The organism is Achromobacter sp. JD417 (genome assembly GCF_041879325.1).
Taxonomy (GTDB): Bacteria; Pseudomonadota; Gammaproteobacteria; order Burkholderiales; family Burkholderiaceae_B; genus Achromobacter; species Achromobacter mucicolens.
On the sequence record NZ_CP087159.1, the window covers coordinates 5,786,540 to 5,813,477 of the forward strand.

Below are 26,938 nucleotides of genomic sequence, written 5' to 3' on the forward strand. Positions count from 1 at the left end.
CCTATTTCGAAATCAGGAAGACGCCAATGGCGATGAACGCCGCGCCCGCCATCCGCAGGGCGGTGATGGTTTCCGTGCCGGACAACAGGCCGTAAGCAAAGACGCCAGCGATGGCAAAAGCCACCATCAACGGATAGGCCAGTGTCAGATCCAGCTGGCGCAGCGCCAGCGCATAAAAACCAAAACCCAGTCCGTACGCGCCGATGGCGGCCAGATAGGGTAGCCCCTGGCTCAGCAGGGACGGCGCGGCCGCTTGTGCGGCGCTGCTTCCCGCCGCCTTGAGCGCCACGCTGGCCGCCACGCTACAGGCCCCGCTGAGAATCAGCCAAAGATATGCCATGACTACGTCCTTACAAGCAAAACCACCACGGCCACCCAGGCCAGCACCGCCAGGCGTATCTGGTTGTCGGCAAGCAGATCGCGGCCCGGCTCTTCGCCCGATCCGCCCTTGTACAGCAGGTACAGATAGCGAAACACGCCGAACGTGACGATGGGCAGCGTGATGATCAGATGCTGCGTCCCGTGCAGCGCGGCAGTGTCCGAGTCCACGGTGTAAAGGCCATACGCAAGCAGCGTCGTGCTGGCGGTAATGGCCACCAGAATGTCCAGCAGTTGGGGGGAATAGTGCCGCAGCACGGTGCGCGTGCTGCCCGCCGACGCCGGCGCGTCCAGGGGCGCCGAGGCAATCTCGGCGCGCCGCTTGGCAAAGCCCAGGAACAGGGTCAGCATGAAACTGCACAGCAGCATCCAGCGCGACGGGACGATGCCCACCGCGTAGGTACCACAGGCCAGGCGGATCATGAAGCCGGATGCGATGCAGAACACATCGACCAGCACCTTGTGCTTCAGGCTCAGCGTGTAGGCAATGTTCAGCGTCAGGTAACCGGCCACGGCTAGCGCCACCGGCCACAATCCGCACGCAAGCGGCAGGCCCAGCGCCGCGCAGAACAGCACGGTGATCAGCGCGCGGGCGGCGGGCAGGCTCACCCGGCCGCTGGCGATGGCGCGCAGCCGTTTCTTGGGATGGGCCGCGTCGGCGGCGCGGTCGTAGTAGTCGTTCAGGACATACACCGCGCTGGAGGCCAGGCAAAACGCCACGAAACCCACACCCACCGCGAACACCAGCGCCGGGTCGGACCAGCCGTGGCTGAAGATCAGGCCGATCAGCACGAAGCCGTTCTTCAGCCACTGCTGCGGGCGCAAGAGGGAAAGCAAGGCGGTCATGGCTTGACCGCCTGCCCGCGGTACCACGCTTGGTGCGCCGCATCGATGAGCCACTGGTCGCCGCGGCTGTCGCCGTAGGCGTGCAGTTCGTATTGGTCCGTGCCGCCGAAGCGTTCGGTCAGGCGCCGCAGCTTTTCAGGCCCCCAGCAGTTGTGGCCGTCAAAGTCGCCGGTCAGGCGGCCCTCTGCGTCCACCGCCATGCGCGTGCAGATAAGGTCGTCGAACCCCAGGTATCGCGCCACTTCTTCCAGGTAGATATCGGGAGACGCGCTGATCAGCACGCAGCGGTCGCCGCGCTGCTGGTGCCAGCGAAGACGGTCGATAAGCGCCGGCCGCAGCGGGATGGTGTGCACCCAGGCGCGGGCGACGTGGGCCAGCTGGGCGCGCGGACGTCCGCGCAACGCGGCGCGGCACAGTGATCTTTTTGCGTCTTCGTTGCTGCGCAAGCGCATGGCAAAGGCCGCCAGCGCCGGGGCGGTTCGCAAGAGCGCCGTCAGAAAACGGACCCACGACAGGTGGGCCAGGAAGGGGACGAACGTATCGCGCTGGGTGAGCGTGCCGTCAAAGTCGAAGGCGGCGATCACCCGCGTGGAATCGGGAAACTGCGTTTGTGTAGCCATACTGCTTTCGCGGCGGCGCCCGGGCAGGGCATGACGTCGCAAACTGTGCCGGAAAATGCGTCGGCGCCCAAGGCGCGAACGCGTAATGTCAGACGCAGGGCTGCGCGATGCAGTCCTGCGGTGAAGCCTATGCGTTTTATTTCAAAGTTTGTGTGTTTGTAACACATTTGATGACAAGTCATCATAGCCTGCCCTCCGGGCGAGCAAGGCAAAAAGCACCGCGCGATTCCTGCCGTTTTCGCGCGGCAAGGGCCTCAGGCCTGCTCTTCCTGCTTGAATGCGCCTTCCTCTTCCAGCACTTGGTTGGCCACCTTGAAAGCGTCCAGCCCCGCGGGAATGCCGCAATACACCGTGGCCTGCAAGAGAATCTCCTTGATCTCTTCGACCGTCACGCCGTTGTTCAGGGCGCCCTTGACGTGCAGCTTGATCTCGGCCGGACGGTTCAGCGCCGTCAGCATGGCCAGATTGAGCATACTGCGCGTTTTCTTCTCCAGCCCGGGACGGCCCCATGTATAGCCCCAGCACCACTCCGTGGTGATGTTCTGGAAGGCCATCATGAAGTCGTTGGCGCGCGCCAGCGATCCGTCGACATAATCGGCGCCGAGCACTTCGCGGCGCAGCGCCAGGCCTTGATCGAACAGCGCCTGGGTTTCCTTCTGGGTTTCTTTCTGGGTGTCTGCCATGGGTGCCTCCGGGATCGTGGCGGCGGGCATCGCCGGCCCGCCTGCCGGTTGTCATCCGGCCGATTGTGGGCGTGCCGCCTCCCGCCCGTCAAATGCGGCGCAGCGGCGCAAATCGATGCCTGGGCAGTGAACGCGGCGGGCGGAGCCTACAGCGAATAGCGGTAATCGCAATTCAGCGTAGCCTGCAGCGGCGCGGGATAACCGCTGGCCGCCTTGCCACCGGGACGCGGGCCCAGCAACCTGGCCTGGAACGTGCCCGCCATGTCGCCGTCCGCCGTCTTTTTCACGGCGACAGTGGACGGCAGCGCGTACAGCGTCAGCGCCTGCCCGTCGGCCGGCACGATCAGTGTGAAGACCGACTGCGAGAAATTGGCGACCACATACGCCGGCGCGTCGTCGGCCGCGAACGACAGCGTGGCCGCGGCATACGTCAAGGTCAGCGCCAGCGCATCGGACGAGGGCGAAGGAATATCGCCCTTGAGCGCCACCTTGCCGCTCTCGGATACGCACGACAGCGAAGCGGGTGCGGAACCGGCGTGGGCCGTGCCCGCCAGAAGTGCGATGGACAACAGGCAGGCCGCGCGTGCAATCATGGTCATTTCTCACTGTCCTCGGGCGCGGCCCAAGCCGGCAAAATTTCGTCAGGAATATATCAGACGGTCATCCCCGCCCGAGGCGATCCGTATAGGATGGAACCGTCGTCCATCAGAAGGAGCGTTTCCATGCCGTCCCTGCGACATCCCATGCTGGCCACCACCCTGGCCGCGGCGCTGGCCGCCGCCGCCCCCCTTGCCGCCCTCGCCGAATCCGTCACCCTGCAAGTCGAGCAGGCCACGCCCGGCGCCGATCCGCACACCAACGCCCGCATTGTCGACATCAAGCTCAAGCCGGACAGCAGCAAGGCGCTGGCGAACTTCACGCGCGAGCGCGTGGGCCAGCGCGTGCAGTTCCGCGCGAACGGCATTCTCCTGTCCTCGGCCACGCTGATGAGTCCGCTGGACGGCGACAGCCTGCGCATCACCGCCGGCGAACACGGCTTTGCCGGAAAATCGGCCGAAGAGATCGCGCAAGGCATCATGAAGGACGGCGCGCTGACGATGGACGACGAGAACAGATAGACGCGCCTGCCTCATCGGGTCCCGTGGCTGACGCCCGCGCATGCGGGGTCAGCCATTTGTTTTTGGTCACGCGCTTGCCGCGCGCCGCAATTTCAGAGCGCTGTCATTAACCTTTCATTTCGGACTTCTAGTATTGCTCGTCCCCAACGGGCATCAGACCCAAAGCCAGGAGTTCCAATGAGCAAGTCCATCTCCGACAAGACTGTCCGCAACCCCAGCCAGAGCACCCCGTTCAGCGAGATCCTCGAAAAGAACATGTCCCGCCGCATGGTGATGCGCGGCGGCATCGCCGCCGCGTTTGCGACGATGACCAGCCTGGGCCTGGCCGGCTGTAATGGCAGCGACGACGATGACGACGACGCCGGCAACGGCGGCCAGAATCCCGCGCCCGAAGTGCCCGGCGGCGAGCAGCCTGCCGCCCCGGTCAAGCTCGGCTTCGAGTCCCTGCCCACCTCCATGACCGACGCCTGTGTCGTGCCGGCCGGCTACACCGCCCACGTGTTCGCGCCGTGGGGCACGCCGTTCAACGACAACGCCAATCCTTGGGACCGCAACGGCAACAACAGCTCGACGGACCTGCTCAACTCCACCGGCATGCACCACGACGGCATGCACTTCTTCCCGATCAACGGCAGCTCCACCGAAGGCCTGCTGGCGATCAACCACGAATACATCGACCAGGGCGCGCTGCACCCGAACGGCCCGACGAACGTCGCAGGCGTGCGTCCCATCGAGGAAATCCGCAAGGAGATCAACGCGCACGGCGTGGCGATCCTGCACGTGCGCCTGGAAAACGGCCGCTGGAACATCGTTCACAATTCGCGCTACAACCGCCGCTTCACGTCGGCCACGCCGATGAAACTGGCCGGCCCGGTCGGCGGCACGGACTGGGTCAAGACGCCGTACTCGCCCACCGGCACGATGGTGCGTGGCACCAACAACAACTGCGGCAACGGCTTCACCCCGTGGGGCACGTACATCACCGCTGAAGAAAACTGGGCCGCCTGCTTCGTGAACACCGGCACGCGGCCCGCGCACCAGCTTCGCGTCGGCGTGCCGGATACCGCCGGCCGCTACCAATGGGAAACGGGCGCCAACGATCCGCTGGAAGTCCAGGGCGAGTTCGCGCGCTTTAACGTCACTGAGACCGGCGCCGACTTCACGCAGGATTGGCGCAACGAAGTCAACGGCTTTGGCTACCTGGTCGAGATCGATCCGTTCAACGAAAACAGCATCGCCACCAAGCGCACCGCGATGGGCCGTTTCGCGCACGAAGGCTGCGCCTACGCCATGCCCGAAGCCGGCAAGCCGCTCGCCTTCTACAGCGGCGACGATTCCCGTTTCGAGTACATCTACCGCTTCGTGTCGGAAGCCGTGTGGGATCCGAAGGATGCCGAGCGCACCGACCGCCTCGCCGTGGGCGCGAAGTACCTGGACAAGGGCACGCTGTACGTCGCGCGCTTTGACGCCGACGGCACGGGCCAATGGATCCCGCTCGTCGGCACGACCGTTGGCGCGGGCGGCCGCACGCTGGCCGACGAATTCGGCAGCCTGGAAAACATCATCATCAACACGCGCGGCGCAGCGGACTTCGTCGGCGCCACGCCGATGGACCGCCCGGAATGGACGGCCACGCACCCGACCAACGGCGACATCTACCTGACGCTGACGAACAACACCAGCCGCAACGCCAGCCGCGGCACCAACCCGGCCAACCCGCGCCTGAACAACGTCAACGGCCACATCGTGCGCTGGCACGACGAGCCGGGCTCGACCAAGTTCAAGTGGGACATCTTCGTGTTCGGTTCGAACGCCGGCGCCGATGCCGACACCAACCGTTCCGGCCTGACCGCGCTGAACCAGCTTGCCAGCCCGGACGGCCTGGGGTTCGATTCGCGCGGCATCCTGTGGATCCAGACCGACAACGGCATCGACGGCGGCCGCAACAACGACGTGGCCCGCGCGACCAACGACCAGATGCTGGCCGTAATCCCCGGCGCCCTGGCCAACAGCACCGGCACGGGCCCGGCGATCAATGCGACCAACCAGGCCGACCTGCGCCGCTTCTTCATCGGACCGAACGAAGCCGAGGTGACCGGCTTTGCCTTCACGCCGGACTACACGAGCGTCTTCCTGAACATCCAGCATCCGGTGAACTGGCCGGCCTACGACACCGATGACGCCACCGTCGCCACCACGGGCGTCGTCCGCCCGCGTTCGTCCACGGTGGTGATCCGCCGTGCCGACGGCGGTCCGATCGGGGTGTGATGACGGCGCGACCGGGACGTCCCGGTCGCCCAAAAATTAGGGCCACCCTCGCGGGTGGCCTTTTTTATCGCTTGCGCGCAAGGCGCCGGCTAGTGATCGGCTAAGCGGCGCACCGATCAAGCCCGGTTCGCTGCGGGGATTTGTCCAATACCGTCATGCAAGCCTGGAGCACACGCCCCGGCTCAATCGAATCGATATTCGAAAATCCCGCTTCGGGCACGACGTCGCGGGTGTACTCGCGGGCCCAGAACCATTCGGGGTTGGATTCGTTGAACACGCCCACATAGGGCACACAGAGGCCCTGCGCGATATGGGAGGGGCCGCAATCGTTGGAGACGATAAGGCGCGCGTGCTGCATCAGCGCGACCAGCTCGGCCACGGGCCGGCAGCTCTCAAGCCGGAAGTCCGCCCGCTGCAGGGCTTGCAGGCGTTCGCGCTCGGCCGCTTCAGCCGGCCCCAGCACAAACGTGAACGTCGCCCCGCCACCCAGCCGCGCCTGCAGCAGATCGGCCAGCGCAACGTAATGCTCCACCGGCCACCGCTTGAACTTGCCTGCGCCACCGCCCGGGATGAAGACGATGTCGGCCGGTTGCACCTTGTCCGCACAGGGTCGTGCGATTTCAAGGAAGCACTCGCGCGCGATGACTTCGGGGTCGTGGTGCTGCACCGTGGACAGCAGCCGCAGGTTTGCCAGGCCGATGTATTCGCGGATGTCCTTGACGTGCGAATGCGTCCAGACACAGTCGCCAAGGCGGCGGTTGCTGAAGCCCAGGCGCATCGGGGGACGGCGCAGCAGGTTGATCAGGGCAAAGCGCTCGCTGGAGTGATGCAGGGTCAACGACGCGCTGGCGCGCCGCGGAAGCGCCCGGACCTGATCGCCGAACGCATCCGCGCGGACAAACTGGTCCACCCATGGCAGCTGCGTATAGAAGTCCTCGACGGCAAATCGGGACACAACCCGCACCTGCTTGTCCGGCCACAATTTCTTGACTTGATACAGCGCGGGATACGCCACTATCTGGTCGCCGTAGCGCGACTTGCTACGAACGAATACGACGACATCGGCCATGGCCACTCACTTGGTGAAATCTCGCGCGACATCCTGCTTTCTTGCAGAACGGCGCGCAATCGGAAAACTCTGAAATCAAGACCCCGGCCGGTGACTTTCAGCCTAGCAACCCGCACCCGTACGTGTGGCCGGCAGGGGCGTATCGCCCGATGTATTGCCCGCAAACTTGCGGATCTTCTCGGCCAGCTCGGGCGTCGCCTTCTCGTAGCCGTAACAATACGGCGGCGTGGGCGCCGACTCGGGGCGGTAATCCTGCAGCACCGGCTTCGCATCGCCCAGGTACAGGTTGTCTTTCAAACGCAGAAACGCCTTGAAGTCGCGAGTGTAACCGTGATCCTCCTTGCGTCTTTCATAGGCCCCGCGATCGGAGTCGCCATTTTCCAATGCGCTGCGCGCCGGCGCAATCGGGATATAGCGACAATAATTGACATTGATGCCTTCCACGGTGGGAAAGAACTCGGGTTCCACGCACTTGCGCTGCGCATCGTTGTTGAAGATGTTGCCTTCCACCAGCGCCTTGGCCTCCAGGCTGAAACTCATGCCATAGAAGTCCCAGTTCTCAAGCAGGTTGTTGAACAGGTGGAAGGTGCCGAACTGCGCGCGCGGATTGCGCTGCACGGTGTTGAAGAAATAGTTGTGATGCAGCGTTACACGTGCAATCGAGTCGCGCTCGTAGTTCTGGAACAGGTTCTTGGACGTGATGTTGTTCAGCAGCATCACCTTGTTCGAATTGTGGAACTTGGTCCACGAGATCGTCACGTCGGTCGAGCCGTTCTTCACGTTCAACAGGCGATCCGACATCCGCGACAGATCCATGTGGTCAACCCACACGTCGCGGCTGTCGTTGGCCACGTTCACGGCCTGCGTGAGGCGGGTGAGCCGCCCGTCGATGGTCAGGTGCGTCAGGATGACGTTCTTCGCGCCGTACACGCCCAGGCCATCGTCGATCAGGGCCACCCGCTTGCCGCGGCCGTCGATGGTCGTGTTGGACGGAACCCGCAACTGCGACTTCAGGACGATGGTCATGTCCGAGGCAAAGCGTATCCACGTCGGCCCCTTGCGGGCCTGCGCCAGCGCTGCCCGCAGCGTGCCGGGGCCGGCGTCCTGGTCGGAGGTCACTTCAATGAACTTGCCGCCCAGGCCGCCCGTCGCCTTGGCCCCATACCCTTCGCGCTGCGCCAGCAACGCCGAGACGAACGGGCATTGCTCGTCCGGCGCCTTGCACGGCTCGGCTGCTGCCGCCGCACCGCCATGCAGGCCGGCCAGCGCCAGCAGCCCGATCATCATCGTCTTTTGAAATCGCATCACAAATCGCTCCCTGTGCGTCACGCGGACGGATCCGCCGCCGTCACGTGACGCCAGATGCCGCCGCTCAGCCGCAGGTTTTCCGGCGGGCCGGCAAGGTGCTCGCGCAGCCGCTCGAAGTACGCCTTCTGCCAGCGCTGCGCGTAGGCGTCGGCGGCTTCGCCCGGATTGGCGGCCGGCAGCATTTCCAGCGTATAGGCCACCTGACCGTTCTCCCAGCGCGGCGCGTAGAACACGGACGGCACGCCCATCCGGTGCGCCAGATGCGCCGCAAAGCCGGAATAGGTGACGTCCTGGCCTTCGAACGTCGTGCGCGGCGCGGCGGGATTGGCCGCGCCGTCGATCGCCAGGCACAGCACGAATCCCGAGTTGATCGCGCGCATGCAGGCCTTGGCGACCTGCGCTTCGGTCTGGTCGGCCGTCGAGATCAGCGCCTCGGCGTAGCTGCTGCGGGCGATGCTGGGCGCCGACGCCAGCCAACGCGACGGGATGCCGACCAGTTCCAGGGCCATCAAGCCCGCATACATCGGCCCGACGTGGGCAGTGGCGACCACGACACCGCGGCCGGCGGCAAGCAGCGGCGCAAAGAAGCGCTCGCCGGTGTCCAGCTCACCCAGCATGGCCATCGCCTCTTCGACGCGTTCCTCGCGGCATTCGAGCCAATCGAACAGCAGATGGTCGATCATGTGTCCCCAGCGCGCGCGGCGTTCCCACGTGGCGCGGTCGATGCTGGTGTCGCCGCGCATCGACCAGGCCCAGTCCAATCGCGCCTGCGGAATGGGTGCGGTGTCGAGCTGCGCTTCCATGTGCGCCAAGGCTTCCTGGAAGGTCTCCGGCAGCCGCGCGCCGCGCTTGGCCACGTATTGCTCGAACAGCGCCTCGGCCTCGTCCTTGCGCCCGGCCTGCGACAGCGCGCCAATGGCGGACCGCTGCCACAGCAGGTTGTCCGGCGACTTTTTCAGCAGGAACATCATCTGCTCGGCCGCCGCGTCGTACTGCAAGGTGTAGCGCAGCGCCCGGGCATACAGGCCCCGCGTCTGTTCAAGATCGGGCGCCAGTTCGATGGCGCGCGCCAAAGGCGCCACGGAATCCTTGTAGCGTCCGGCGCGCAGCAGCGTTTCGCCATGCAGCGTCAGCAGCCGCACGTCGTCGGGCGCGGCCTTCAGGCCTGCTTCAAAGTGCGCCGGCGCATGCGTCTTGCGATCTTCCTCGGTGCCCCGCCGCAGATGCGCCAGCCCCAGCGACGAGCGCAGCGCCGCGCAGTCGTGGCCCGCGCGCAAGGCGGCGTCGCCAAGACGAATGGCCGCGGCGTTGCGGCGGTCCGCCAGCAAAGCGCGCACCGCCATCGTGGCCACGCGCTCGTTGGGCAGGTTGTCCGGGTCCAGCGCTGCCGCGATGCCTGCTGCTTCGGCCACGTCGCCGTTACGCACAAAGGCCATCAGCCACGAATACGCATCTTCCGGCGCACTCTGGGCAAGCGCAAGGGTCGTGCGGGCGACTTCCGCCGCCTCGGGCACGCGCCCCGCCTGCACGCGCAGCTGGATGCGCGCGGCATGCAGCGACGCATTGCCGGGTTCGATGCCGGCCGCGGCGTCCGCCTGCGCAATGGCCTTGTCCCATTGCTCCAGGCGGCCGAGCAGACTGGCGAGCAGGCGCCTGTCGTCGGCCCGGTCGGGATACACGGCAATCAGCGTCTCCAGCGCCGCGACGGCGGGGGCCAGCTTGCCCTCCTTCACGTACGGCGACACCAGAAGGCGCCGGACCTCGCGCCAGCCATCCTTCGCCGGCCGCAGCGCCGGCTCCAGCGCGGTCATATCGCGCGCCGGGTCTGCCGAGGCCCGGATCTGTCCGATGACGTCACGCAGGCGCGCCGTGGCGTCCTTCGGTTCGGCGCCGACTTGCGGCGGGCAGTTTCCAACGACCGTATCAACCATGACGCAGCCCCCTCAACAAAGCCATCGCGACGCGGGCGATGAACATGAGCACAAATCCCAGCGCCAGGGCCTGCAACAGCAGAATGCCGGTGCGCGGGCTGCTGGGGCGGTCGGTCGGAACCGGCTGCGCGATGATGGACAGATACCGCTGCAGGCGCAGCGCGTCCGTCATCGCCTGCTGGTACGACTGCTGCGCCAGCGTCAGGTTGGAATCCGCAAACACCTGGGCATTACGCAGCGCCTCGTATTCCTTCAGTTGCTTGGCTTCCGTATTGCCGTCGCCGCTCAGGCGCTGGCGCACGGAAGCAAGCCGCTTTTTCAGCGCCGCCACCTGCATCTGCGCAGGCTTGAGCATGAAATGGTCCTTGTTATCCAGCGCCCGGATCTTGTCCAGGTTGATCTGCGCGGTGCTCAGCTCGCCTTCCAGCTGGCTGGACAGGTTGAGCAGCATCGACACCGTTGCGCTGGGATCGATGTTGCCGTGCTTGGTGCGCCAGGTCGTCAGCGCATCGCGCGCCGCCAACGCCTTTTCCTCGGCCAGCTTGACCGACTCCTCGCTCACCTTCAGCTTGTCGGCCACCCCCTTCTCGTTCATCGAGCTGACGAATTCCTCGGCCAGGCCGATCAGCGCCTTGGACAGCGTGGCCGCGTCTTCCGACGAGAACGCGCTGACGCGCAGCACATCGATCTGCTCCAGCGCGTTGAACGAGACGTGCACCGAGGCCTGATAGGCGCGGTACAGATCGTCCTCGCTGGCGTCCTCGGCCAGGCGGTTCAGCGGATCCAGTCCGTCGTTCATCAGGTAACGCCGCAGGCCGACCTTGCGGTCAAGCTGCTGCATGCTGTCGCGCGATTTCAGGAAGTCCGCGACGGCCCATCCGTCCACGAAGCCGCCCAGCATGCCGCCGGAGTTGCCCGTGGTCAGCAGGCTGGCCGCCGCGCCCCCGCCGCCCTGCTGGTTGGACGCCGACTGCACGAAAAAGCGCGACTCGGCTTCGTAGCGCGGCGTGGCGACGAAGGACAGGTAGATCAGCGCCAGCACCACCGGCACCAGGACGATCAGCGCGTTGACCCAGCGATGGCGCCGGCGCTCGCGCAGCGCCGACTGCCGCTCGCGGCGGCGGCGTTCGATTTCGGATCCGCCCTCAGAAGCCGAGCTGGCCTTCGTCGAAGCCGCCTCCGAGGACGTCGTCGCCTGTGCCGGAGTCGCTCCGAGATCGTCGCGGGGGATACCTGCGGAGGCACTGGTCGAGGTCGTCGTCGATGCTGAGCGCGCTTCGTTCATAGATCAAGCCTTTGAAGCAATAATCCGCCAACTGATTCTGGCGATAACTGGAAAAAATGAGTGTCCGGCCCACCAGCCGCTCTTCGAACAGAGCCAGCCAGAGCCGGGTGAAACGGCAAGGCTCGAAGGGGATGCTTCCTTCGATCACGTAGACATCGAACGCGGGCGCCAGCGCCAGCGCGAACGAGAACTCCTGCCGCACGTAGAGCGGCCAATGCTCCATGGGCTTGGCCAGCATCTTGGGATCGCTGATCAGGTCCGCGACCAGTTCGTACGTCGCGTCGGGATCGATCTCGTACATCTCGCTGACGAAATCGATCATGGCAAGGCCGCTGGCCTTGCCGCGGATGAAGCCCTGGCGGCCAATCGCCCAGGAGACGTTGCCGTCGTGCTTGACGAAACCCTGCCGCGGCGGCCGCAGGCAGCACAGCACGTCCACCAGCTGGCGGTGCATTTCCGGCGCGGGCGACAGCAAGGCATACCGCCCGGCCGGAATGTCGAGCGTGGCGTTGGCCAGCAGCGGCAGCCTGCTGCCGAAGGCATAGGGTTCGTCGGTTACGCCATTGAGATGGATCATTGGTCACCCTCACATCGGCTGGACATTGGGACGGGCAAGGCGCTCGGCCACCAGGGCGATCACCATCATGAACACCAGCGAGGTCAGGAAATAACCCAGGCTGGCGTCGTGCGACTCGTACGCCTGGAAGTACGCCGAGCGCAGCAACTGCATGCCGTGCGCCAGCGGCGACCACAGCAGCCACGGCCGCAATTGCTCCGGAAACTGCTCCGACACGAAAAACACGGCCGCGAAGATCTGGAGAAAGCGCTCGATGATCGGCGCCAGCCGCAGGAAAAAATGCCAGAACGTCGCGATCGATCCGAACAGCACGCCCATCGCCGCGCCCGCCACGCCCATCAGCACGACAAACAGGATGAAGCCGGCCCAGCTCTTGGGCAGCGTGATGAGCCCGATCGCATGGCCCGCGGTGATCAGCACCCCGAACACCACGAGATACACCGATACATAGATCATGGCCTGCACCAGCGCGCACATCAGCGGGGTGACGCCCTGGAAGTTCAACAGGCCACGCGCCGAGACATAGGCCGTGCTGCTCCGAAACGCGATCTGGCGGAACATGATCCAGGTCGTCGCGCCCAGCAGCGAGAACGTCTGCACGTCCATGCCCAGGATGTAGTGCGTGCCCATCAGGATGTACAGCGACGAAATCAGCGTCAGCAGCACCACGGGGCCCACCAGCGCCCACACCAGCGCAATGCGGCTCTCGCCGTGCATCACGCGCAGCTGATAGATGAACATCGCCATCAGCGTGCGGCCGATCGGCCGGTGGCCGGCCGTATCGTCCGAATGCCCTTGATGCAGGGTGCGCAGCCGGTCGCGCAGGATCGCCAGGTCGCCCGCCTCGCTTTGCGGGACCTCGATCTCCAGCGCGATGTCGTTGCGCGACGCATGGCGGCGCGCTTCGCGTGCTTCGTCCTGCTTGCGCCGCTCCACGCGCCGCGCATGCGCGGCAGCCAGCCGCTCGTCCTCGGCGATCAGCTTGGCCGGCATGTAGCCCGGCGCGAAGACGTCCACGCCCGCGCGGATGTCCTGCTCCAGAAGGCGCACGATGATGCGCAGACGCCGCCGCGAAAAATCGGCCAGGGACTCGTCGACCGCGCTGCGCGCGATCTCGGCATCCAGCTCCGCCTGCACGGCCTCGTACACCGCCCGCCGCGCCGCCACGGAGTCGTGCGGCTCGCCCTGCAGGCGGGCCAATAGCGGCTTGAACAGCACGGCCGGCGGGGCCTTGGCCTCGAACAGCGCGGCCGGGTCCAGCCGCCAGTTGGCGACGCCAGACCCTACCGTGTAGTTGCTTTCCTTGCGGCGCGAGCGCCAGCCCTTGATCCGATCCTCGTTACTCATGGACGCTCATGGACGCGCTATTGGGCTACGCCGGTCGAACCGCCGCCCGAATCGCTGTCGATGGCTCGCGTGGCGCTGAAGCCGGCGCTCATCGTGACGCGGAAGGCCGACAACACCTTCTGCACCTGCGTGAACGGCGCGTCCGAGATATAGATCGCCTGTCCTTCATGCACCGTGAACTCGCGCGCCAGCGCCACCTGCTCCGGCCGCGTAAGGTCGAACTGGTACACGACAGGCAGCAAGTCCGGCTTGCCTTCGGCCCCCGCCCTCGCGGGCGTGAACAGGAACACCGACCGCGGGTCGGCCAGCTTGTCGTCCAGGCCGCGCGAATCGGCCAGCGCGTCCAGCACGCTGTAGTTGCGCTTGCTGATCTCGACCCGGCCCTGCTGGCCGGCCGCGCCCAGCACGGTCAGGAATTCCTTGGCATCGTAGGCGGTGATGACATCGCCCGAGCGCAGAAGAATGTCGTTGTTCTGATTGCGGTAGATGTCCGCCAGCCGCACCGAGGCAACCTGGTTGTCGCGGCGCAGGCTGATGATGAGCTGCTCGGGATTGGTCTGCACCGGCGCGGCCTGCGCCAGCGCGCTGCTCAGGCGCTGGGCGGTCTGCGTGATGGGGTACATGCCGGGCTTGGTCAGGTTGCCCTGCACCGTCACCATCTGGCCGCGTGCATCGGCCGCGCGCGTGACGCTGACGTCCGCGCCGACCACGAGCTTGCTCAGGCGCGCCACGATGGCGTCATGCAATTGGCCAAGCGTCATGCCCTCGGCGCGGAACTTGCCGATGATCGGGAACGAGACATAGCCCGAACGATCGATCTCCTGGTTGCCCAGGTCGCTGACGCCGGAGGGGTCCGTGGCAAACACGCCCAGCCCGCCGCGCTCCCAGACGCGCACGTTGATGCCGTCGCCCGGCACCAGCTTGTCGAATCCGGCTTGCGTCAGATCGCGGTATCGCACAGGAAAATCGGCCACGTCGGGCACCCTGCTCTTTTGCGCCAGTTCACGCGACACGGGCATCACGATGACGTCCTTGTCATCGTGAGCGCCGGTCATTTCGCTGAGCATCGGGCCGGACCGTGGGAGCTGGCAACCCGAGAGTGTCAGCGCTGCCAGAAGCAGCAGGGCAAGGGTCGCGTGTCGCCGCGATCCCAGGGCCGGGACGTTCATTTGCATAAGATCCTTCAGCGTCAACAACTTGAAAAAGAACAACTGCCGATTACGCCAGCATGCGGCGCTGGGGCGCCACGTCGATGCGCTCGTCGTTCTGGGACTCGGTCATGGCGGGCATGCAGATGCTCATGAACTTGGTCAGCATCGCATCCAGCGAGAACAGCTTCTGCGCCCGCTGGCGGCTGTGTGCCCGCAGGTCCGCATTGCTGCGCACCTGATCCACCATGTTCAAGACCTTCTTGTACGCCTCGTGCATGTCGGGGTGATCGACGTCGCTGAGCAGGTGACCCGTTTCGTCCTCGACGAAACACTCCTCTGCCCCACCCGCCGGCGTGGAAATCACCGGCACGCCCAGCAGCTGCGCCTCGATCAGGACGTTCGGCAGGCCTTCATAGCGCGACAGCAGCACGCTGGCGTCCATCTTCGAATACCAGAACCCCACGTGGTTCGACAGGCCCACCAGCAGCAACCGGTCCAGGACGTCGTGTTCCTGCGCCAGCGCTTCGATGTTCTCGCGCAGGCGCCCGTCGCCCACCAGGAAAAAGCGCGCCTGCGGCCGCTCCTTCAGGTAAAGCGCCGCCAGCTTGATGAAGAGCTGCGGACGCTTGTCGGGTTCTAGGCGGAACACGCCGCCAATCGTTTCCGTGGCGTCCTGGGTGCGGGCCTCGAAGGCTTCCCACTTTTCCTTGTCGGCGTCCGACGCATCGGTCGCCAGGTCGGGCACGCCGTTGTACAGGATGTGAAAGCGCTCGAGCGGCAGGTCCAGCCACTCGGCATACGCCTCCGCGGCCTTGCGGCTGTTGCTGACGAACACCACGCCGGGCACCTGCGCCAGCGCCTGGTACAGCTCGGGGTACTCTTCGCGGAACCGGTCCTTGCGGATGTTCGGCGGCAGGCCGCGAAACACCAGGTGGATGGTCGGCGTGCCGGCCAGAAGCGCGGCCAGGGCGCCGAACAGGCACGTGCCGTCCTGCCACAGGCTCACCACGTCGAACCGGTTCGCGCGCAGCACCGGCGCCAGCCGCGTCACGCCGTAGTGCACGGGCGGCGGCAGCTGCTCCAGCAGGCGGCCCAGGCTGCCTTCGGGCAGGGCCTGGTGCGCCACCGAGATCGCCGGCAGGCGGTTGATCTCCGTGACGGGAATCTGCGCCTTGATGAGCACCGGCAGGAAGAAATCATCCTGCTTCTTGGACACGCCGGACGGTTCGGTGTGCTGCTTGACCAGCACCTCGACCTTCTTGGGGCGCATGAGGATGTCGGGCGGCTGCTGTTCCGGCGAGGCGGCCAGACGGGTCAGTTCGCCGGCCAGGCGGGTCAGCTGGCGCTCGGCCCCGCCCGGTCCCAGGCTGCCGGTGACCAGCGCCACCGACACGGCCTTTTCCGGCGTGTTCTCGGCAAGCTTGCGATGGCGGAAATGCAGGATCGCGTGCTTCATCGAAATGATGCGCACGTCCTTGCCGGCCAAGGCCTCTTCGGATTCGAAACGCTGATAGAACGCGTAGTCGCTGGCCAGCCCTTCGGCCAGCTCGGCCGCCTTGCTGCCTGGCGTCAGGTGCTTGGCCACCGGCGCGATCGCCTCCCAGGCGTCCGCCAGAAGCCCGCGCTTGCGCAGGCGCTTGGCGAACTCCACGCGCATGTTGCGGTCCGTGTGCTGCGAGATCAGGCTGCGGAACAGCGCGTCGGACTGCTCGTGCGCGCGGATGTCGCTCAGCAGCTTGGCCCGCGCGAACAGGCGGTCCGGATTCGTCGTGGACGCGGGCAGATGGCGGTCGACCAGCGCCATGGCGTCGTCCAGGTGCCGCTCCTTCACCAGCCGCGTCGCGCAATAGCGCACGATCTGCAGGTCATCCGGGCATTCCTCGAGCAGCGTCGTCCACTGCTCGGCCATGCCTTCGTTCAGGCCCGCCGATTCCTGCAGGCGAAGCAGCAGGAACCGGACCTTCGAGTCTTGCATGTGGCCGCGGGCAAGCGCCTTGGCCCGCGCCAGGTTTTCCTGAGCGACTTGAACCCGCACCGATGCCGCAACGATTTCCTCCAACTGCGCTTGAACTTGCTGAAGTTCGGACTTGGCGTCCGCTCGCTCGGTAATCAGTGGCGGATTCATGCTGCCTTTCTCCGGTTGATCTTTTCGATCCACGCGAGGCAGCGCTCGATGTAACTGTCGTATTGCGCCGGGTTCTCGGAACGCTCCTGCAGCGTCTTCCAGTACGGCAGGGCCTGTTCGAACCGGTGCAGACGCATCGCGCCCACTGCGGCCAGACGCAGGCCGATGGGATCGTCAGGCACGAGCGAGACGATACGTTCGCCCAGCGCCAGGCGTTCGGTCGTGCTGGACGAATCCAGGGCGCGCGCCTCGGCGTACAGATAGGCCAGGATGCGGCGCTTCTCGTGATCGACCTCCGGCATGCCGGGCCACGACTGGGCCACGCGATCCAGCAGCTTCCACGCGCCCTGATGATCGCCATTCGACAGAAGCTCGCGGGCGCCGCGGATGGCGCGCGGTCCCAACCGGCCCAACTGGCGCTCGGCTTCGTCCTTGGCGCTCTGGTCGGCGCCCGGGTGGGCAAGCACGTCCTTGTAGGCGTCGATGGCTTCACCGAACCAGCCGCCATTGAAGGCCACGCGGGCAAAGTGCAGCTTCGTGCTGAACGGGGCGGACTCGCCGGCGGCGGCCACTTCCAGATGGCGCATGGCCGTCTTCTTGTCGCCCAGCGCGTCGGCGGCGCGGCCACGCATGGCGTGCAGCTCGGGGAAGTCCACGTTCGTGTCGATGGCCAGGTTGGTCAGGTCGATCACTTCCTTGTGGTTGCCCGCCACCAGCGCGGCCCGCGCGCCGAGGCGCATGGCGCGTTCGAATGCGCGCTGCGCCCGTGCGCCGGTCAGCGCGTCGGGATTGAGCAGACGGTGCGCGCAGATGCGTTCGGCCGCATCGCGCAGTCGTCCTTCCTCCAGCGCGCGGTTGCCTTCTTCGGCCCACGTCGCCGATTGCGCCTGCAGCCAGCCGCTGATGTCTTCCTGCTCGCTCTTGGCCAGGTTGCACGAGGCCGCCAGCGTCGCCGCGGCCACGATGCAACCGCGCCACGAGGCTTCCTTGACCAATTCCAGCGCGTCGCCCTCTTCCAGCTTGGGCTGCTCGCCCGCCAGATCGCGCAGCGCGTCGCGGTCGCCAGCCAGCAGGCGGTCGCGCCACAGGACCGCGAAGCCACGACCGTAGCTGGGATTGGCCGCGCGGACTTCCTGGACCCAGCGAATCGCCGCTTCCATATCGCCGCCCGTCTGCAACAGCGACAGCACGGTGTCGGCCGCTTCCAGCGACATGGCGTCGCCCGGCGCGCTGATGCGGAACAGCTGCTTCCAGTTGCCCAGGCTTTCGTCGACATAGCCCAGGTGGCCGGCGGACACCGCCGCGATGCGGACGATTTCCGGCGTTTCGATTTCGTCGCCCAGCAGGCCGGCTGCCAGCGAGTACGCCACGTCGTAGCGGCCCAGCTTGAACTGGTTACGCATCAGGATCTGCTCGGCCTTGCTGCCCGAGGCCAGCGTGCCGTCGGCGCTGGTCAGGAGCGCCAGCGAACCTTCGTAGTCGCCCAGCTCTTCCTGGATGCGCGCAAACAGCACCACGTGATCCGGCAGGCCCGGGTAGCGGCGCAGCACGTCGCGCACACGGCGCGAGGCTTCGCGCAGCTCGCCCGAGTCCCACAGCTTCTCGATGCGCTCGACGCTTTCCTCGGCGCCCAGCTTGGGCACGGCGGTCTGCGGGGTCGAGGAGCTCATGCGCGGCCGGAAGAAATTCTTGAACCAGTCCGTGTACAGGCGCTCGGCGAAGACCGGCGTGTAGTGGGTCAGGTCCAGCCCGCCGTCTTCCATCGCCTCGGCCTGGCCGATCTTGTTCATGAGCGGCGTCGGGTCATAGCACGGCACCCCGATACGCTGTGCGGCGGCGGTAATGGCGGCGATCAGCTGCTGGCGCTGTTCGATCGGCACGTTGTCCGGCGTGAGCGCATTCACGTGGGTGACGAACACGATCTTGTCGCGGCCCAGCAGCTCGACGAGCTGGCGCATCTCCTGCTCGATCTCCTCGTCCGTCTGGTCACGCTTGACGATGCGGGCGAGCAGGTCGCGGTCTTCCGCGCTCAGGCTCTTGAAGACCGGGTCCTGATCGAGCTGCGCGCGGCGTTCGGCCAGGCGGTCGGTGGCGGCCATGGACCAGAAGGCGCGGGTGCGCGTGCGGTCGGCGAAGAATTCGCTGAAATAGCGGCCCAGGTAATTGGACTGGATGGGATGGCCGTCAATGGTAAGCAGCTTGCGCGAGGACAGCTCGACCATGTACAGATCGGCCGGCTTGTGCGTGCCGCGGCGGGCCTGCTCGCCATTGGACGGACGGAAGATCAGGCGCTGCACGTCGGCGGGGATGTCGCTTTGGCCGAACATGAAACGGGCCTGCTGGAGCGCTTCGGCGGCCGTGTGCACGAAACCGTAGTTGCGGCCGAGTTGAAGCTTGATCGGGTAGCGGCCCACGGCATCGCGCAGCGGCGTATGGATGCGGCAGGTTCCGATCGGAGCGATAGTGAAAGCAGTCATTCAGGGTCTCTCCTGTAGGTATGGATTACGCGCCTGAACTACAGAGTCCAGTACAAGAGGTCGGCCGGCAGCCGTTTGGGGTCCAGGACGGACTTCAAGTCGCACACCATGCCGCCGTTCTTGACGAGCTGCGGCAGGTCTTCCCAGATGGTTTCCATGGTTTCGCGGTGCGGCACCGCCAGGATCAGCACGTCCATGTCGCGGAACTGGTCGCGGCCGACAAGCTTGATGCCATATTCGTGGTCCATCTGCTCCGGATCGACCATGGGATCGCACGCCACCGGCGTGATGCCGTACTGGCCAAGCGCGTTGTAAAGATCGACGACCTTCGAGTTGCGGATGTCGGGCACGTTTTCCTTGAAGGTCATGCCCAGGATGCCGACGCGGGTGGAGGCGTTCAGGCGGCCGTTGCGCGCCAGCTGCTGCACCAGCCGCGAGGCCACATGCGCGGCCATGCCGTCGTTGATGCGGCGGCCGGACAGGATGACTTCGGGGTGGTAGCCCAGTTCCTGGGCCTTGGACGTCAGGTAGTAGGGGTCCACGCCGATGCAGTGACCGCCCACCAGGCCGGGGGTGAATTTCAGGAAGTTCCACTTCGTGCCGGCCGCGGCCAGGACTTCCGACGTACGGATGCCGACCAGGCCGCAGATCTTGGACATCTCGTTCATGAGCGCGATGTTGATGTCGCGCTGCGTGTTCTCCAGCACCTTGGCCGCTTCGGCCACCTTGATGGAGGATGCGCGGTGCACGCCGGCATCGATAATCTGCTCGTACACGCCGGCAATGATTTCCAGCGATTGCTCGTCCTGGCCGGAAACGATCTTCACGATCTTCTCAAGCGGATGCTCGCGGTCGCCCGGGTTGATGCGCTCGGGGCTGTAGCCCAGCTTGAAGTCGACGCCGCAGCGCAGGCCAGACGCCTTTTCCAGCTCTGGACCGCAGATTTCCTCGGTGGCGCCGGGGTGGACGGTCGATTCGAAGACCACGATGCAGCCCGGACGAAGCACGGGGCCGAGCGATTGGCACGCGCGGACCAGCAAGGAAAAGTCGGGGTTGTTCTTGTCGTCGACGGGCGTCGGGACGGCGACCACGAAAAAGTCGCAGCCTTCCAGTTCGGACAACTGGTCCGTGAACTGCATGGGGGAAGCAAGCAATACGTCGCGTTCGATCTCGCCGGTCCAGTCATCACCCTCTTTCAGCCGTGCGATTCTCCGCTTGTCCACGTCAAAACCGATGACATCAAAGCGCCTGGAAAATGCCACTGCCACGGGCAGGCCGACATATCCAAGGCCACACACTGCGATTCTCTTTACCACGGGGACCTCACTGTTTTCGTCGTGTCGCAGACACTAGAAATCGACGCCCCAAAGCGAGTAAATCGACATAAGGCCGAAATACTGTTGCCGTATAGGGGCGGACGTATCGCTAAAAATGAATTTGGCTCGGTACCCTGTTAATGGACTTGGTAGCGAGCCTGGGCATCGTAGAGGGGTCGAACAGCAAACTTTTTTCTAAATATTTTTATTGCTGCGGAAATAAATCAGGACAACCCGTAATAAACCCGGGAAATCCCTAGAAAAATTACATTCATTACACAAACCGCAACATCGAATTTGCGATCAATGTAATCAAATATGAAGAGACGTTTTTCTTGGTCTGTTTTAACGAAACTGAAAAATCATTATCCAGATCGGCTGCTTATTAGGTTATTGCGTGAGGCAATATAAAACCCGCACCAAACTGGGGATCAGCACGCACCCTATCAGCACGAGACATGCCTGGGTTTTCATCGCCCGGTAATAAATGGCCAGGCCTTGGATAATTCAGCGGGCGATTCGGAAAGTCTCGCTATACAAGGTGTCTGAGACCCAAGCGAAATGACTCCGGGCTAGACGCCGTGGCTCAAGGGTGTCAGACACCGGCCGCTGTGAAATAGTTTTTGCATTTACCCGCGCAAATGCAAAAAAGCCGGCAACGCTTGCGCGATACCGGCTTTCAGCCAAAGGTGTCGGGAAACACCTTTATGAATTCTCGACCACATGAAGTGGTCGGGGCGAGAGGATTCGAACCTCCGACTCCTGCGTCCCGAACGCAGTACTCTACCAGGCTGAGCTACGCCCCGATCTTGACAACTTATTCAGCGATGCTCAGTACCGCCAAACATTACTACCGCCAAACATTACTTCACTTACTGCTTACCGCTTCGTTCACTTCGAGGACCTGATCGCTCAGTCACTCTTAGTGCACTTTCCCGGTGAACTTCCTGCCGATTTCGCCGCCGTTTTTGGCTAGCGATCTCTATTCACCGCGAAAGCGCAGAATTCTAACAGAGAATTTTGAAAAGGGGAAATGGGGTAGATCGAAAGGGCTTCGCGGGCCCGATCGGCCTCGGCCACGGCGGCCAGGCGGGCGTGTTCCAGCGCGTCGGTGGCCTGGATGGCGGCTGCCACGGCAGCGAAGTCGGCGTCGCCCGTCTTGATGGCGTCGCGGATCAGCTGCTGCTGCTCAGGCGTGCCCACTTCCATGACGCGGATCAGCGGCAGGGTCGGCTTGCCTTCGCGCAGGTCGTCGCCCACGTTCTTGCCCAGGGCGGCGGCGTCGCCGCTGTAGTCCAGCACGTCGTCGACCAGCTGGAACGCGGTGCCCACGTGGCGGCCATAGGCGGCGGCGGCGGCTTCCTGTTCGGGCGTGGCGCCCGCCAGCACGGCGCCCACCTGGGCGGCGGCCTCGAACAGCTTGGCCGTCTTGTAGCGCACCACCTGCAGGTAGCGCTCTTGCGAGACGTCCGGGTCATGCACGTTCAGAAGCTGCAGCACCTCGCCCTCGGCGATCACGGTGGTGGCTTCGGACAGGATGCTCATGATGCGCATCGAGTCGGCCTCGACCATCATCTCGAACGATCGCGAGTACAGGTAGTCGCCCACCAGCACGCTGGCCGCGTTGCCGAACACCGCATTGGCGGTTTCGCGGCCGCGGCGCAGGTCGGATTCGTCGACGACGTCATCGTGCAGCAGCGTGGCGGTGTGGATGAATTCCACCACTGCTGCCAGCAACTGGTGATGGGTGCCTTCGTAGCCCAACGCGCGCGCCACCATCAGCACCATGGCCGGGCGCATGCGCTTGCCGCCCGCCCCAATGATGTAGTCGCCAATCGTGCGGATCAGAACCACTTCGGAATTCAGCCGCTCGCGGATAACCGCGTCGACGGCTTTCATATCGTCAGCAATGGGGGCAATGAGCGCGGGGAGATTCAAGACGTATCCGACAAGTGTGAAGCGAGCCGCGTAACGGCTCTTACCGCTGGGCCCGCCAGCGGTCGGCGGGGGATTCGACCACGGATTATACGGGGAGTGCGCGGGAAGTCCGGCCGCCCGCGGCCCGGGCCGCGCAGCCCGGCGCCAGGCGCCCCGCGCCGGTCGGATCAGCCCCCGCGCGCCAGCAGGCCGCGCGCCATCAGGTTCGCGTAGAGCGCGCGCACGCCGAAGGTCCAGGGCGGGATTTCCGTTGACAGCTGCACCTCGTTCACGAGCGCGCCCAGGCGCTCCGAGGCAATCACCACCCGGTCACCCGCCACATGCGTGAACCCGGTGCCCGGCCCCTTGCGATCCTTGGTGGGCGAGAACATCGTGCCCAGGAACAGCATGAAGCCGTCGGGGTACTGATGGTGCGCGCCGTGGGTCTGGCGCACCAGGTCCAGCGGGTCGCGGCTGATCTCGCGCATGTGACTGACGCCGTCCAGCGTGAAACCGTCGGGGCCTTCGATGTGCAGCGAGACATCGGCGCCCCGGACGCTATCCAGCGTGAATCCGCCCTCGAACAGCCGGATGAACGGCCCGATGGCGCAGGAGCCGTTGTTGTCCTTGGCCTTGGTCAGGAGCAGCGCGCTGCGGCCTTCGATGTCGCGCAGGTTCACGTCGTTGCCCAGCGTGGCGCCGACCACTTCGCCCCGGCTGTCGACGGCCAGCACGATCTCGGGTTCGGGATTGTTCCACTGCGACTCGGGCAGCACGCCGATCCGCGCGCCAAAGCCCACCGAGGCCATGGGCGGCGTCTTGGAGAAGACTTCGGCGTCGGGGCCGATGCCCACTTCCAGATATTGCGACCACTGGCCGCGCTCAAGCATTTCGGCTTTCAGGCGGATGGCCTCGGGCGATCCCGGGCGCAGCCGCGACAGATCGGAGCCGATCAGCGCCTGCATGCGCACGCGGATTTCCTCGGCGCGGCCGGCGTCGCCGCCCGCCTCTTCCTCGATCAGGCGCTCCAAAAGGCTGATGGCAAACGTGACGCCCGCCGCCTTCACCGGCTGCAGGTCGCAGGGCGCAAGCAGACGCGGCCCTTGCGCGCCTTGCAGCGTGGCATCCATGAGCGCGTGCGCGTCACCCAGGGATTCGCCCTTGGCCTGGCGCGCGAGCGACACGCGGTCGGGATGGTCCAGCAGGTCGGACACGGTCGGCGCCGTGGCCGTGATATCGACAACCTCTCCCCCACGCACCACGACCACGCTTGGACCGCCGACGGGATCGGGCCGCCACACGCGGCCCACGAGCAAGGCATCGGAAAGATCGGCGGGCAGCAGGTTATTGGGGTTCATGGCGTCTCCTCGCGTTGGTGCCCTGCCGGCGGCGGGCTCGTGTTCTGTGCCGGCTGGCCCGGCATGGCGCAGCCAGTCTAGGAGACTTCATTTATCATGTCCAACATCTTGCATATCTGTCCAACATATTGGAATTATGGCCGCCGATTACGACGTTCCCGCCATCCGCCGCACCCACGACATCCTGCGCGTGCTGGCCGGCCGGCCCGCCCCGGTAAAGGCCGCGGAGCTGGCCCGCGCCTGCCAGATGCCCAAGAGCACGCTGTATCTGTTGCTGGACTGCCTTGCGCAACGCCGCTGGGTCGAGCGCCTGGACGGCGGCTATATCGTCGGACTGGAACTGATGGCGCTAGGCGCTGCGTACCTGCGCCACGACGGGCTTCAGACGGCCTTTCATCAGGCGGCCGGCGCCTTCGTGGCCCGCTGCAACGAGGTCGTGCAACTGGCCGCGCTCGATGGCTTTGATGTGGTCTACCTGGCCCGGGAGGACGCGCGCCGGCCCGTGCGCCTGGTGTCGGACCTGGGTCTGCGGCTGCCCGCACATGCGTGCGCGCTGGGCAAGGCCCTGTTGGCCAGCCTGCCGCCCGACGACCTGGCCGCCCGGCTGCCCGAGACCCTGCCCCGCGTCACCGACCGCACGATCGCCGATGCCGCCCACCTGCACCGCGAACTGGACGACGTGCGGCGCCACGGCCTGGCCCACGACCGGGAAGAAGTCGCCACCGGTCTCGAGTGCTTTGCGGCCTTTGTAGGCGTGACGCCACTGGGCAAGCGGGTGGCGGTCAGCACGTCCATCCCCACCGACCGCCTGGACGACGCCCACCGGCAAGCCGCCACGGAAGGCATCCGCCGCGTGGCGCGCGACATTGCGCTGCGCGTGATTCCGGGCGCCTGAAGCCTGCACGCCACACCTAAGCCCTTAGCCTGCAACAGCTTTTTGACTTTCCAAAAGTCCCGGGCTAATATCTCGGATTCGGTCAGCAATGGCCGAATTACGTCGGTTGTTCGTGCACGCCGCCTGGCATCATCGCAAGTCCTGATTCAGCGGACTTTCGGCTAGTACAAGCGCTAGTACCAGCACTGGTACGGCAGGCCAGCACGGCATTCTTGCCCAGCAGGGCAGGCAGCACGAACGAACCCATTTACCTATTTAAGGAATACCCCATGTACGCGGTCGTAAAAACCGGTGGCAAGCAGTATCGCGTTGCCGCTGGCGAAAAACTCAAGATAGAACAGATACCGGCTGACATTGGGCAAGAAATCACCCTGGACCAAGTGCTGTCCGTGGGCGAAGGCGACCAACTGAAAGTTGGCACGCCCCTCGTCTCCGGCGCCGTGGTCAAGGCAACGGTTCTTGCGCAAGGCCGCCACGACAAGGTCAAGATCTTCAAGATGCGCCGTCGCAAGCACTATCAGAAGCGTCAGGGCCACCGTCAGAACTACACCGAAATCCGCATCGAAGCCATCACGGCTTAAGAAGCGACTCGGTACCACTTAGCAGGAGCTAAACATGGCACAGAAAAAGGGCGGCGGCTCTACGCGGAACGGACGCGACTCAGAATCGAAGCGTCTGGGCGTCAAGGCATTCGGCGGCGAATTGATTCCCGCTGGTTCGATCATCGTGCGTCAGCGCGGTACTCGCTTCCACGCTGGCGTGAACGTCGGCATGGGCAAGGACCACACCCTGTTCGCGCTGGTCGACGGCAAGGTTCAATTCGGCTTCAAGGGCGCATTGAACAAGCAGACCGTTTCGATCGTCGCTGCCGAGTAATCGGTTGGCAAGCCCGCGGACTTCACGTCCGCGGTCGCATACGGTCTGGGACGCGGTCCGCCGCAGTTCCCGAACGGCAAAAGCCCTGTCGCGTGCGGCAGGGCTTTTTTGTTTGAAGGCAATTGGCGAGTAAGCTCTCTTTTGCCTCCCGGCGGCTCCCCGTGTGGACGCCCGCCCTCACCCACTACACGCGCATACACCATGAAATTCGTAGACGAAGCCACCATTGAAGTGGTCGCCGGCAAAGGCGGCAATGGCGTGGCGAGCTTTCGCCGCGAAAAATTCATTCCCCGTGGCGGCCCCGACGGCGGCGACGGCGGCCGTGGCGGCACCATTTACGCGGTGGCCGATCGCAACATCAACACGCTGATCGACTTCCGCTACGCACGCCTGCACCGCGCCAAGAACGGCGAAAACGGCCGCGGCTCGGACCAATACGGCGCTGCAGCCCCGGACATCACCCTGCGCGTGCCCGTGGGCACGATCATCCATGACGCCGAAACCGGCGAAGTCCTGTTCGACCTGAACAAGCACGAACAGAAGGTGGTGCTGGCCGCCGGCGGCCAGGGCGGCATGGGCAACATCCACTTCAAGTCCAGCGTGAACCGCGCGCCCAAGCAATGGACGCCCGGCAAGGAAGGCGAACACCGCTACCTGCGCATGGAACTGAAGGTGCTGGCCGACGTGGGCCTGCTGGGCCTGCCCAACGCCGGCAAGTCGACGCTGATCACCCGCATTTCCAATGCGAAGCCGAAGATCGCCGACTACCCCTTCACCACGCTGCACCCGAACCTGGGCGTCGTGCGCACGTCGCCGTCGCGCAGCTTTGTCGTGGCCGACATTCCGGGTCTGATCGAAGGCGCCTCCGAAGGCGCCGGCCTGGGCCACCTGTTCCTGCGCCATCTGGCGCGCACCCGCGTGCTGCTGCACCTGGTGGACGTGTCCACGCCGGATCCGGACGCCGATCCCGTCGAGCAGGCCGTCGCCGATGCGCGCGCCATCGTCGAGGAACTGCGCCGCTATGACGCCGACCTGGCCGCCAAGCCGCGCTGGCTGATCCTGAACAAGCTGGACATGGTGCCGGACCCCGAGGACACCAAACGCCGCTTCCTTGAGCTCTACGGCTGGACCGGTCCGGTGTTCGGCATCTCGGGCCTGTCGGGCGAAGGCACGCAGGACCTGATCTACGCGCTGCAGGACTACCTGGACGCCGAGCGCGAAAAGGAACAGCTTGCGCAGGATCAGGCCGAAGGCACCTACGTGGCGCCGGACCCGCGCTTTGACGACACGCGCACCGACGCAGACAAGCCGGCCGCGCCGCGCGGCGGTAACGAATAAGCCATAATCGCAGTCCTTTCGATTACGCTTTTTTTCGCCGCAGCCGGCCGCCATC

23 protein-coding genes and 1 tRNA gene are annotated in these 26,938 nt (G+C 65.2%); 6 read left to right on the forward strand and 18 right to left on the reverse strand.

The genetic code is table 11. The annotated features are described in order from the left end of the window. Position 1: 1 nt before the first annotated feature. From LN047_RS26570 to LN047_RS26590, 5 genes are all read right to left on the reverse strand, one after another. Entirely contained in the window at positions 2 to 340 is a 339-nt protein-coding gene (locus tag LN047_RS26570; protein WP_152382845.1) for a multidrug efflux SMR transporter, read from the reverse strand. A 2-nt stretch (positions 341 to 342) separates the two neighbouring features. Next, the gene (locus tag LN047_RS26575; RefSeq protein ID WP_373980688.1) at positions 343 to 1,224 is read right to left on the reverse strand and encodes a decaprenyl-phosphate phosphoribosyltransferase; all 882 of its coding nucleotides are present in this window, start codon (positions 1,222 to 1,224) and stop codon (positions 343 to 345) included. Beyond that, positions 1,221 to 1,844, reverse strand: coding sequence for an HAD-IB family hydrolase (locus LN047_RS26580; RefSeq protein WP_373980689.1), 624 nt, complete (start codon positions 1,842 to 1,844; stop codon positions 1,221 to 1,223). The genes LN047_RS26575 and LN047_RS26580 overlap by 4 nt, the downstream gene beginning before the upstream one ends. 254 nt (positions 1,845 to 2,098) lie before the next feature. Further along, a complete protein-coding gene (locus LN047_RS26585; RefSeq protein ID WP_373980690.1) occupies positions 2,099 to 2,527 on the reverse strand; it encodes a carboxymuconolactone decarboxylase family protein in 429 nt (142 codons plus the stop codon). Between the two features lie 146 nt (positions 2,528 to 2,673). Beyond that, entirely contained in the window at positions 2,674 to 3,126 is a 453-nt protein-coding gene (locus LN047_RS26590; RefSeq protein ID WP_373980691.1) for a hypothetical protein, read from the reverse strand. Between the two features lie 123 nt (positions 3,127 to 3,249). Here LN047_RS26590 and LN047_RS26595 point away from each other — a divergent pair, with 123 nt between their 5' ends. Beyond that, on the forward strand, positions 3,250 to 3,645 hold the full coding sequence (locus LN047_RS26595) for a hypothetical protein (RefSeq protein ID WP_373980692.1): 396 nt from the start codon (positions 3,250 to 3,252) through the stop codon (positions 3,643 to 3,645). Positions 3,646 to 3,822: 177 nt separating this feature from the next. Beyond that, positions 3,823 to 5,913 (forward strand): PhoX family phosphatase, encoded by a 2,091-nt coding sequence (locus LN047_RS26600; RefSeq protein ID WP_373980693.1) that lies wholly within the window; start codon positions 3,823 to 3,825, stop codon positions 5,911 to 5,913. Between the two features lie 100 nt (positions 5,914 to 6,013). On the opposite strand, the gene LN047_RS26605 is transcribed toward LN047_RS26600, so the two are convergent. The 13 genes from LN047_RS26605 to LN047_RS26665 all read right to left on the reverse strand — a co-directional run bounded on the left by LN047_RS26605 (position 6,014) and on the right by LN047_RS26665 (position 23,774). After that, positions 6,014 to 6,982, reverse strand: a complete 969-nt coding sequence (locus LN047_RS26605; protein WP_373980694.1) for a glycosyltransferase family 9 protein — start codon at positions 6,980 to 6,982, stop codon at positions 6,014 to 6,016. Between the two features lie 102 nt (positions 6,983 to 7,084). Beyond that, positions 7,085 to 8,287: a polysaccharide lyase family 1 protein gene (locus LN047_RS26610; protein ID WP_373982188.1), complete on the reverse strand. Its 1,203-nt coding sequence runs from the start codon at positions 8,285 to 8,287 to the stop codon at positions 7,085 to 7,087. 20 nt (positions 8,288 to 8,307) lie between these two features. Then, positions 8,308 to 10,221, reverse strand: a complete 1,914-nt coding sequence (locus tag LN047_RS26615) for a tetratricopeptide repeat protein (RefSeq protein WP_373980695.1) — start codon at positions 10,219 to 10,221, stop codon at positions 8,308 to 8,310. Next, entirely contained in the window at positions 10,214 to 11,245 is a 1,032-nt protein-coding gene (locus tag LN047_RS26620; protein ID WP_175156606.1) for a sugar ABC transporter, read from the reverse strand. The genes LN047_RS26615 and LN047_RS26620 overlap by 8 nt, the downstream gene beginning before the upstream one ends. A gap of 121 nt (positions 11,246 to 11,366) precedes the next feature. Beyond that, the gene (locus LN047_RS26625) at positions 11,367 to 12,083 is read right to left on the reverse strand and encodes a hypothetical protein (RefSeq protein ID WP_056319973.1); all 717 of its coding nucleotides are present in this window, start codon (positions 12,081 to 12,083) and stop codon (positions 11,367 to 11,369) included. A 9-nt stretch (positions 12,084 to 12,092) separates the two neighbouring features. After that, entirely contained in the window at positions 12,093 to 13,430 is a 1,338-nt protein-coding gene (locus LN047_RS26630; protein ID WP_373980696.1) for an ABC transporter permease, read from the reverse strand. A gap of 17 nt (positions 13,431 to 13,447) precedes the next feature. Next, positions 13,448 to 14,605 carry a polysaccharide biosynthesis/export family protein gene (locus LN047_RS26635; protein ID WP_373980697.1) on the reverse strand — a complete coding sequence of 386 codons (1,158 nt, stop codon included), beginning with the start codon at positions 14,603 to 14,605 and terminating at the stop codon, positions 13,448 to 13,450. Positions 14,606 to 14,648: 43 nt separating this feature from the next. Beyond that, complete coding sequence (locus tag LN047_RS26640) at positions 14,649 to 16,706, reverse strand: glycosyltransferase (protein WP_152382854.1); 2,058 nt, start codon at positions 16,704 to 16,706, stop codon at positions 14,649 to 14,651. Further along, entirely contained in the window at positions 16,703 to 19,183 is a 2,481-nt protein-coding gene (locus tag LN047_RS26645) for a hypothetical protein (RefSeq protein ID WP_373980698.1), read from the reverse strand. The genes LN047_RS26640 and LN047_RS26645 overlap by 4 nt, the downstream gene beginning before the upstream one ends. Positions 19,184 to 19,221: 38 nt before the next feature. After that, positions 19,222 to 20,481 carry a nucleotide sugar dehydrogenase gene (locus LN047_RS26650; RefSeq protein ID WP_373980699.1) on the reverse strand — a complete coding sequence of 420 codons (1,260 nt, stop codon included), beginning with the start codon at positions 20,479 to 20,481 and terminating at the stop codon, positions 19,222 to 19,224. 747 nt (positions 20,482 to 21,228) lie between these two features. After that, a tRNA-Pro gene (locus LN047_RS26655) sits at positions 21,229 to 21,305 on the reverse strand. Between the two features lie 166 nt (positions 21,306 to 21,471). After that, positions 21,472 to 22,437, reverse strand: coding sequence for an octaprenyl diphosphate synthase (gene ispB, locus LN047_RS26660; protein ID WP_056319988.1), 966 nt, complete (start codon positions 22,435 to 22,437; stop codon positions 21,472 to 21,474). Between the two features lie 167 nt (positions 22,438 to 22,604). After that, the gene (locus LN047_RS26665) at positions 22,605 to 23,774 is read right to left on the reverse strand and encodes a fumarylacetoacetate hydrolase family protein (protein ID WP_373980700.1); all 1,170 of its coding nucleotides are present in this window, start codon (positions 23,772 to 23,774) and stop codon (positions 22,605 to 22,607) included. A gap of 136 nt (positions 23,775 to 23,910) precedes the next feature. Here LN047_RS26665 and LN047_RS26670 point away from each other — a divergent pair, with 136 nt between their 5' ends. The 4 genes from LN047_RS26670 (at position 23,911) to obgE (ending at position 26,883) form a co-directional block, all read left to right on the forward strand. Then, positions 23,911 to 24,669: an IclR family transcriptional regulator gene (locus tag LN047_RS26670; RefSeq protein ID WP_373980701.1), complete on the forward strand. Its 759-nt coding sequence runs from the start codon at positions 23,911 to 23,913 to the stop codon at positions 24,667 to 24,669. A gap of 269 nt (positions 24,670 to 24,938) precedes the next feature. Then, positions 24,939 to 25,250, forward strand: a complete 312-nt coding sequence (gene rplU / locus LN047_RS26675) for a 50S ribosomal protein L21 (protein WP_006216228.1) — start codon at positions 24,939 to 24,941, stop codon at positions 25,248 to 25,250. Positions 25,251 to 25,284: 34 nt separating this feature from the next. Then, positions 25,285 to 25,545 (forward strand): 50S ribosomal protein L27, encoded by a 261-nt coding sequence (gene rpmA / locus LN047_RS26680; RefSeq protein WP_006389959.1) that lies wholly within the window; start codon positions 25,285 to 25,287, stop codon positions 25,543 to 25,545. 201 nt (positions 25,546 to 25,746) lie between these two features. Next, a complete protein-coding gene (gene obgE / locus LN047_RS26685) occupies positions 25,747 to 26,883 on the forward strand; it encodes a GTPase ObgE (protein WP_056319997.1) in 1,137 nt (378 codons plus the stop codon). Positions 26,884 to 26,938 lie beyond the last annotated feature (55 nt).

What these genes read in the sequence shown, in the direction of transcription:
- LN047_RS26570 (WP_152382845.1), bottom strand. Translation starts at nt 340, where the DNA reads ATGGCATATCTTTGGCTGATTCTCAGCGGGGCCTGTAGCGTGGCGGCC.
- LN047_RS26575 (WP_373980688.1), bottom strand. Translation starts at nt 1,224, where the DNA reads ATGACCGCCTTGCTTTCCCTCTTGCGCCCGCAGCAGTGGCTGAAGAAC.
- LN047_RS26580 (WP_373980689.1), bottom strand. Translation starts at nt 1,844, where the DNA reads ATGGCTACACAAACGCAGTTTCCCGATTCCACGCGGGTGATCGCCGCC.
- LN047_RS26585 (WP_373980690.1), bottom strand. Translation starts at nt 2,527, where the DNA reads ATGGCAGACACCCAGAAAGAAACCCAGAAGGAAACCCAGGCGCTGTTC.
- LN047_RS26590 (WP_373980691.1), bottom strand. Translation starts at nt 3,126, where the DNA reads ATGACCATGATTGCACGCGCGGCCTGCCTGTTGTCCATCGCACTTCTG.
- LN047_RS26595 (WP_373980692.1), top strand. Translation starts at nt 3,250, where the DNA reads ATGCCGTCCCTGCGACATCCCATGCTGGCCACCACCCTGGCCGCGGCG.
- LN047_RS26600 (WP_373980693.1), top strand. Translation starts at nt 3,823, where the DNA reads ATGAGCAAGTCCATCTCCGACAAGACTGTCCGCAACCCCAGCCAGAGC.
- LN047_RS26605 (WP_373980694.1), bottom strand. Translation starts at nt 6,982, where the DNA reads ATGGCCGATGTCGTCGTATTCGTTCGTAGCAAGTCGCGCTACGGCGAC.
- LN047_RS26610 (WP_373982188.1), bottom strand. Translation starts at nt 8,287, where the DNA reads ATGCGATTTCAAAAGACGATGATGATCGGGCTGCTGGCGCTGGCCGGC.
- LN047_RS26615 (WP_373980695.1), bottom strand. Translation starts at nt 10,221, where the DNA reads ATGGTTGATACGGTCGTTGGAAACTGCCCGCCGCAAGTCGGCGCCGAA.
- LN047_RS26625 (WP_056319973.1), bottom strand. Translation starts at nt 12,083, where the DNA reads ATGATCCATCTCAATGGCGTAACCGACGAACCCTATGCCTTCGGCAGC.
- LN047_RS26630 (WP_373980696.1), bottom strand. Translation starts at nt 13,430, where the DNA reads ATGAGTAACGAGGATCGGATCAAGGGCTGGCGCTCGCGCCGCAAGGAA.
- LN047_RS26635 (WP_373980697.1), bottom strand. Translation starts at nt 14,605, where the DNA reads ATGCAAATGAACGTCCCGGCCCTGGGATCGCGGCGACACGCGACCCTT.
- LN047_RS26640 (WP_152382854.1), bottom strand. Translation starts at nt 16,706, where the DNA reads ATGAATCCGCCACTGATTACCGAGCGAGCGGACGCCAAGTCCGAACTT.
- LN047_RS26645 (WP_373980698.1), bottom strand. Translation starts at nt 19,183, where the DNA reads ATGACTGCTTTCACTATCGCTCCGATCGGAACCTGCCGCATCCATACG.
- LN047_RS26665 (WP_373980700.1), bottom strand. Translation starts at nt 23,774, where the DNA reads ATGAACCCCAATAACCTGCTGCCCGCCGATCTTTCCGATGCCTTGCTC.
- LN047_RS26670 (WP_373980701.1), top strand. Translation starts at nt 23,911, where the DNA reads ATGGCCGCCGATTACGACGTTCCCGCCATCCGCCGCACCCACGACATC.
- rplU (WP_006216228.1), top strand. Translation starts at nt 24,939, where the DNA reads ATGTACGCGGTCGTAAAAACCGGTGGCAAGCAGTATCGCGTTGCCGCT.
- rpmA (WP_006389959.1), top strand. Translation starts at nt 25,285, where the DNA reads ATGGCACAGAAAAAGGGCGGCGGCTCTACGCGGAACGGACGCGACTCA.
- obgE (WP_056319997.1), top strand. Translation starts at nt 25,747, where the DNA reads ATGAAATTCGTAGACGAAGCCACCATTGAAGTGGTCGCCGGCAAAGGC.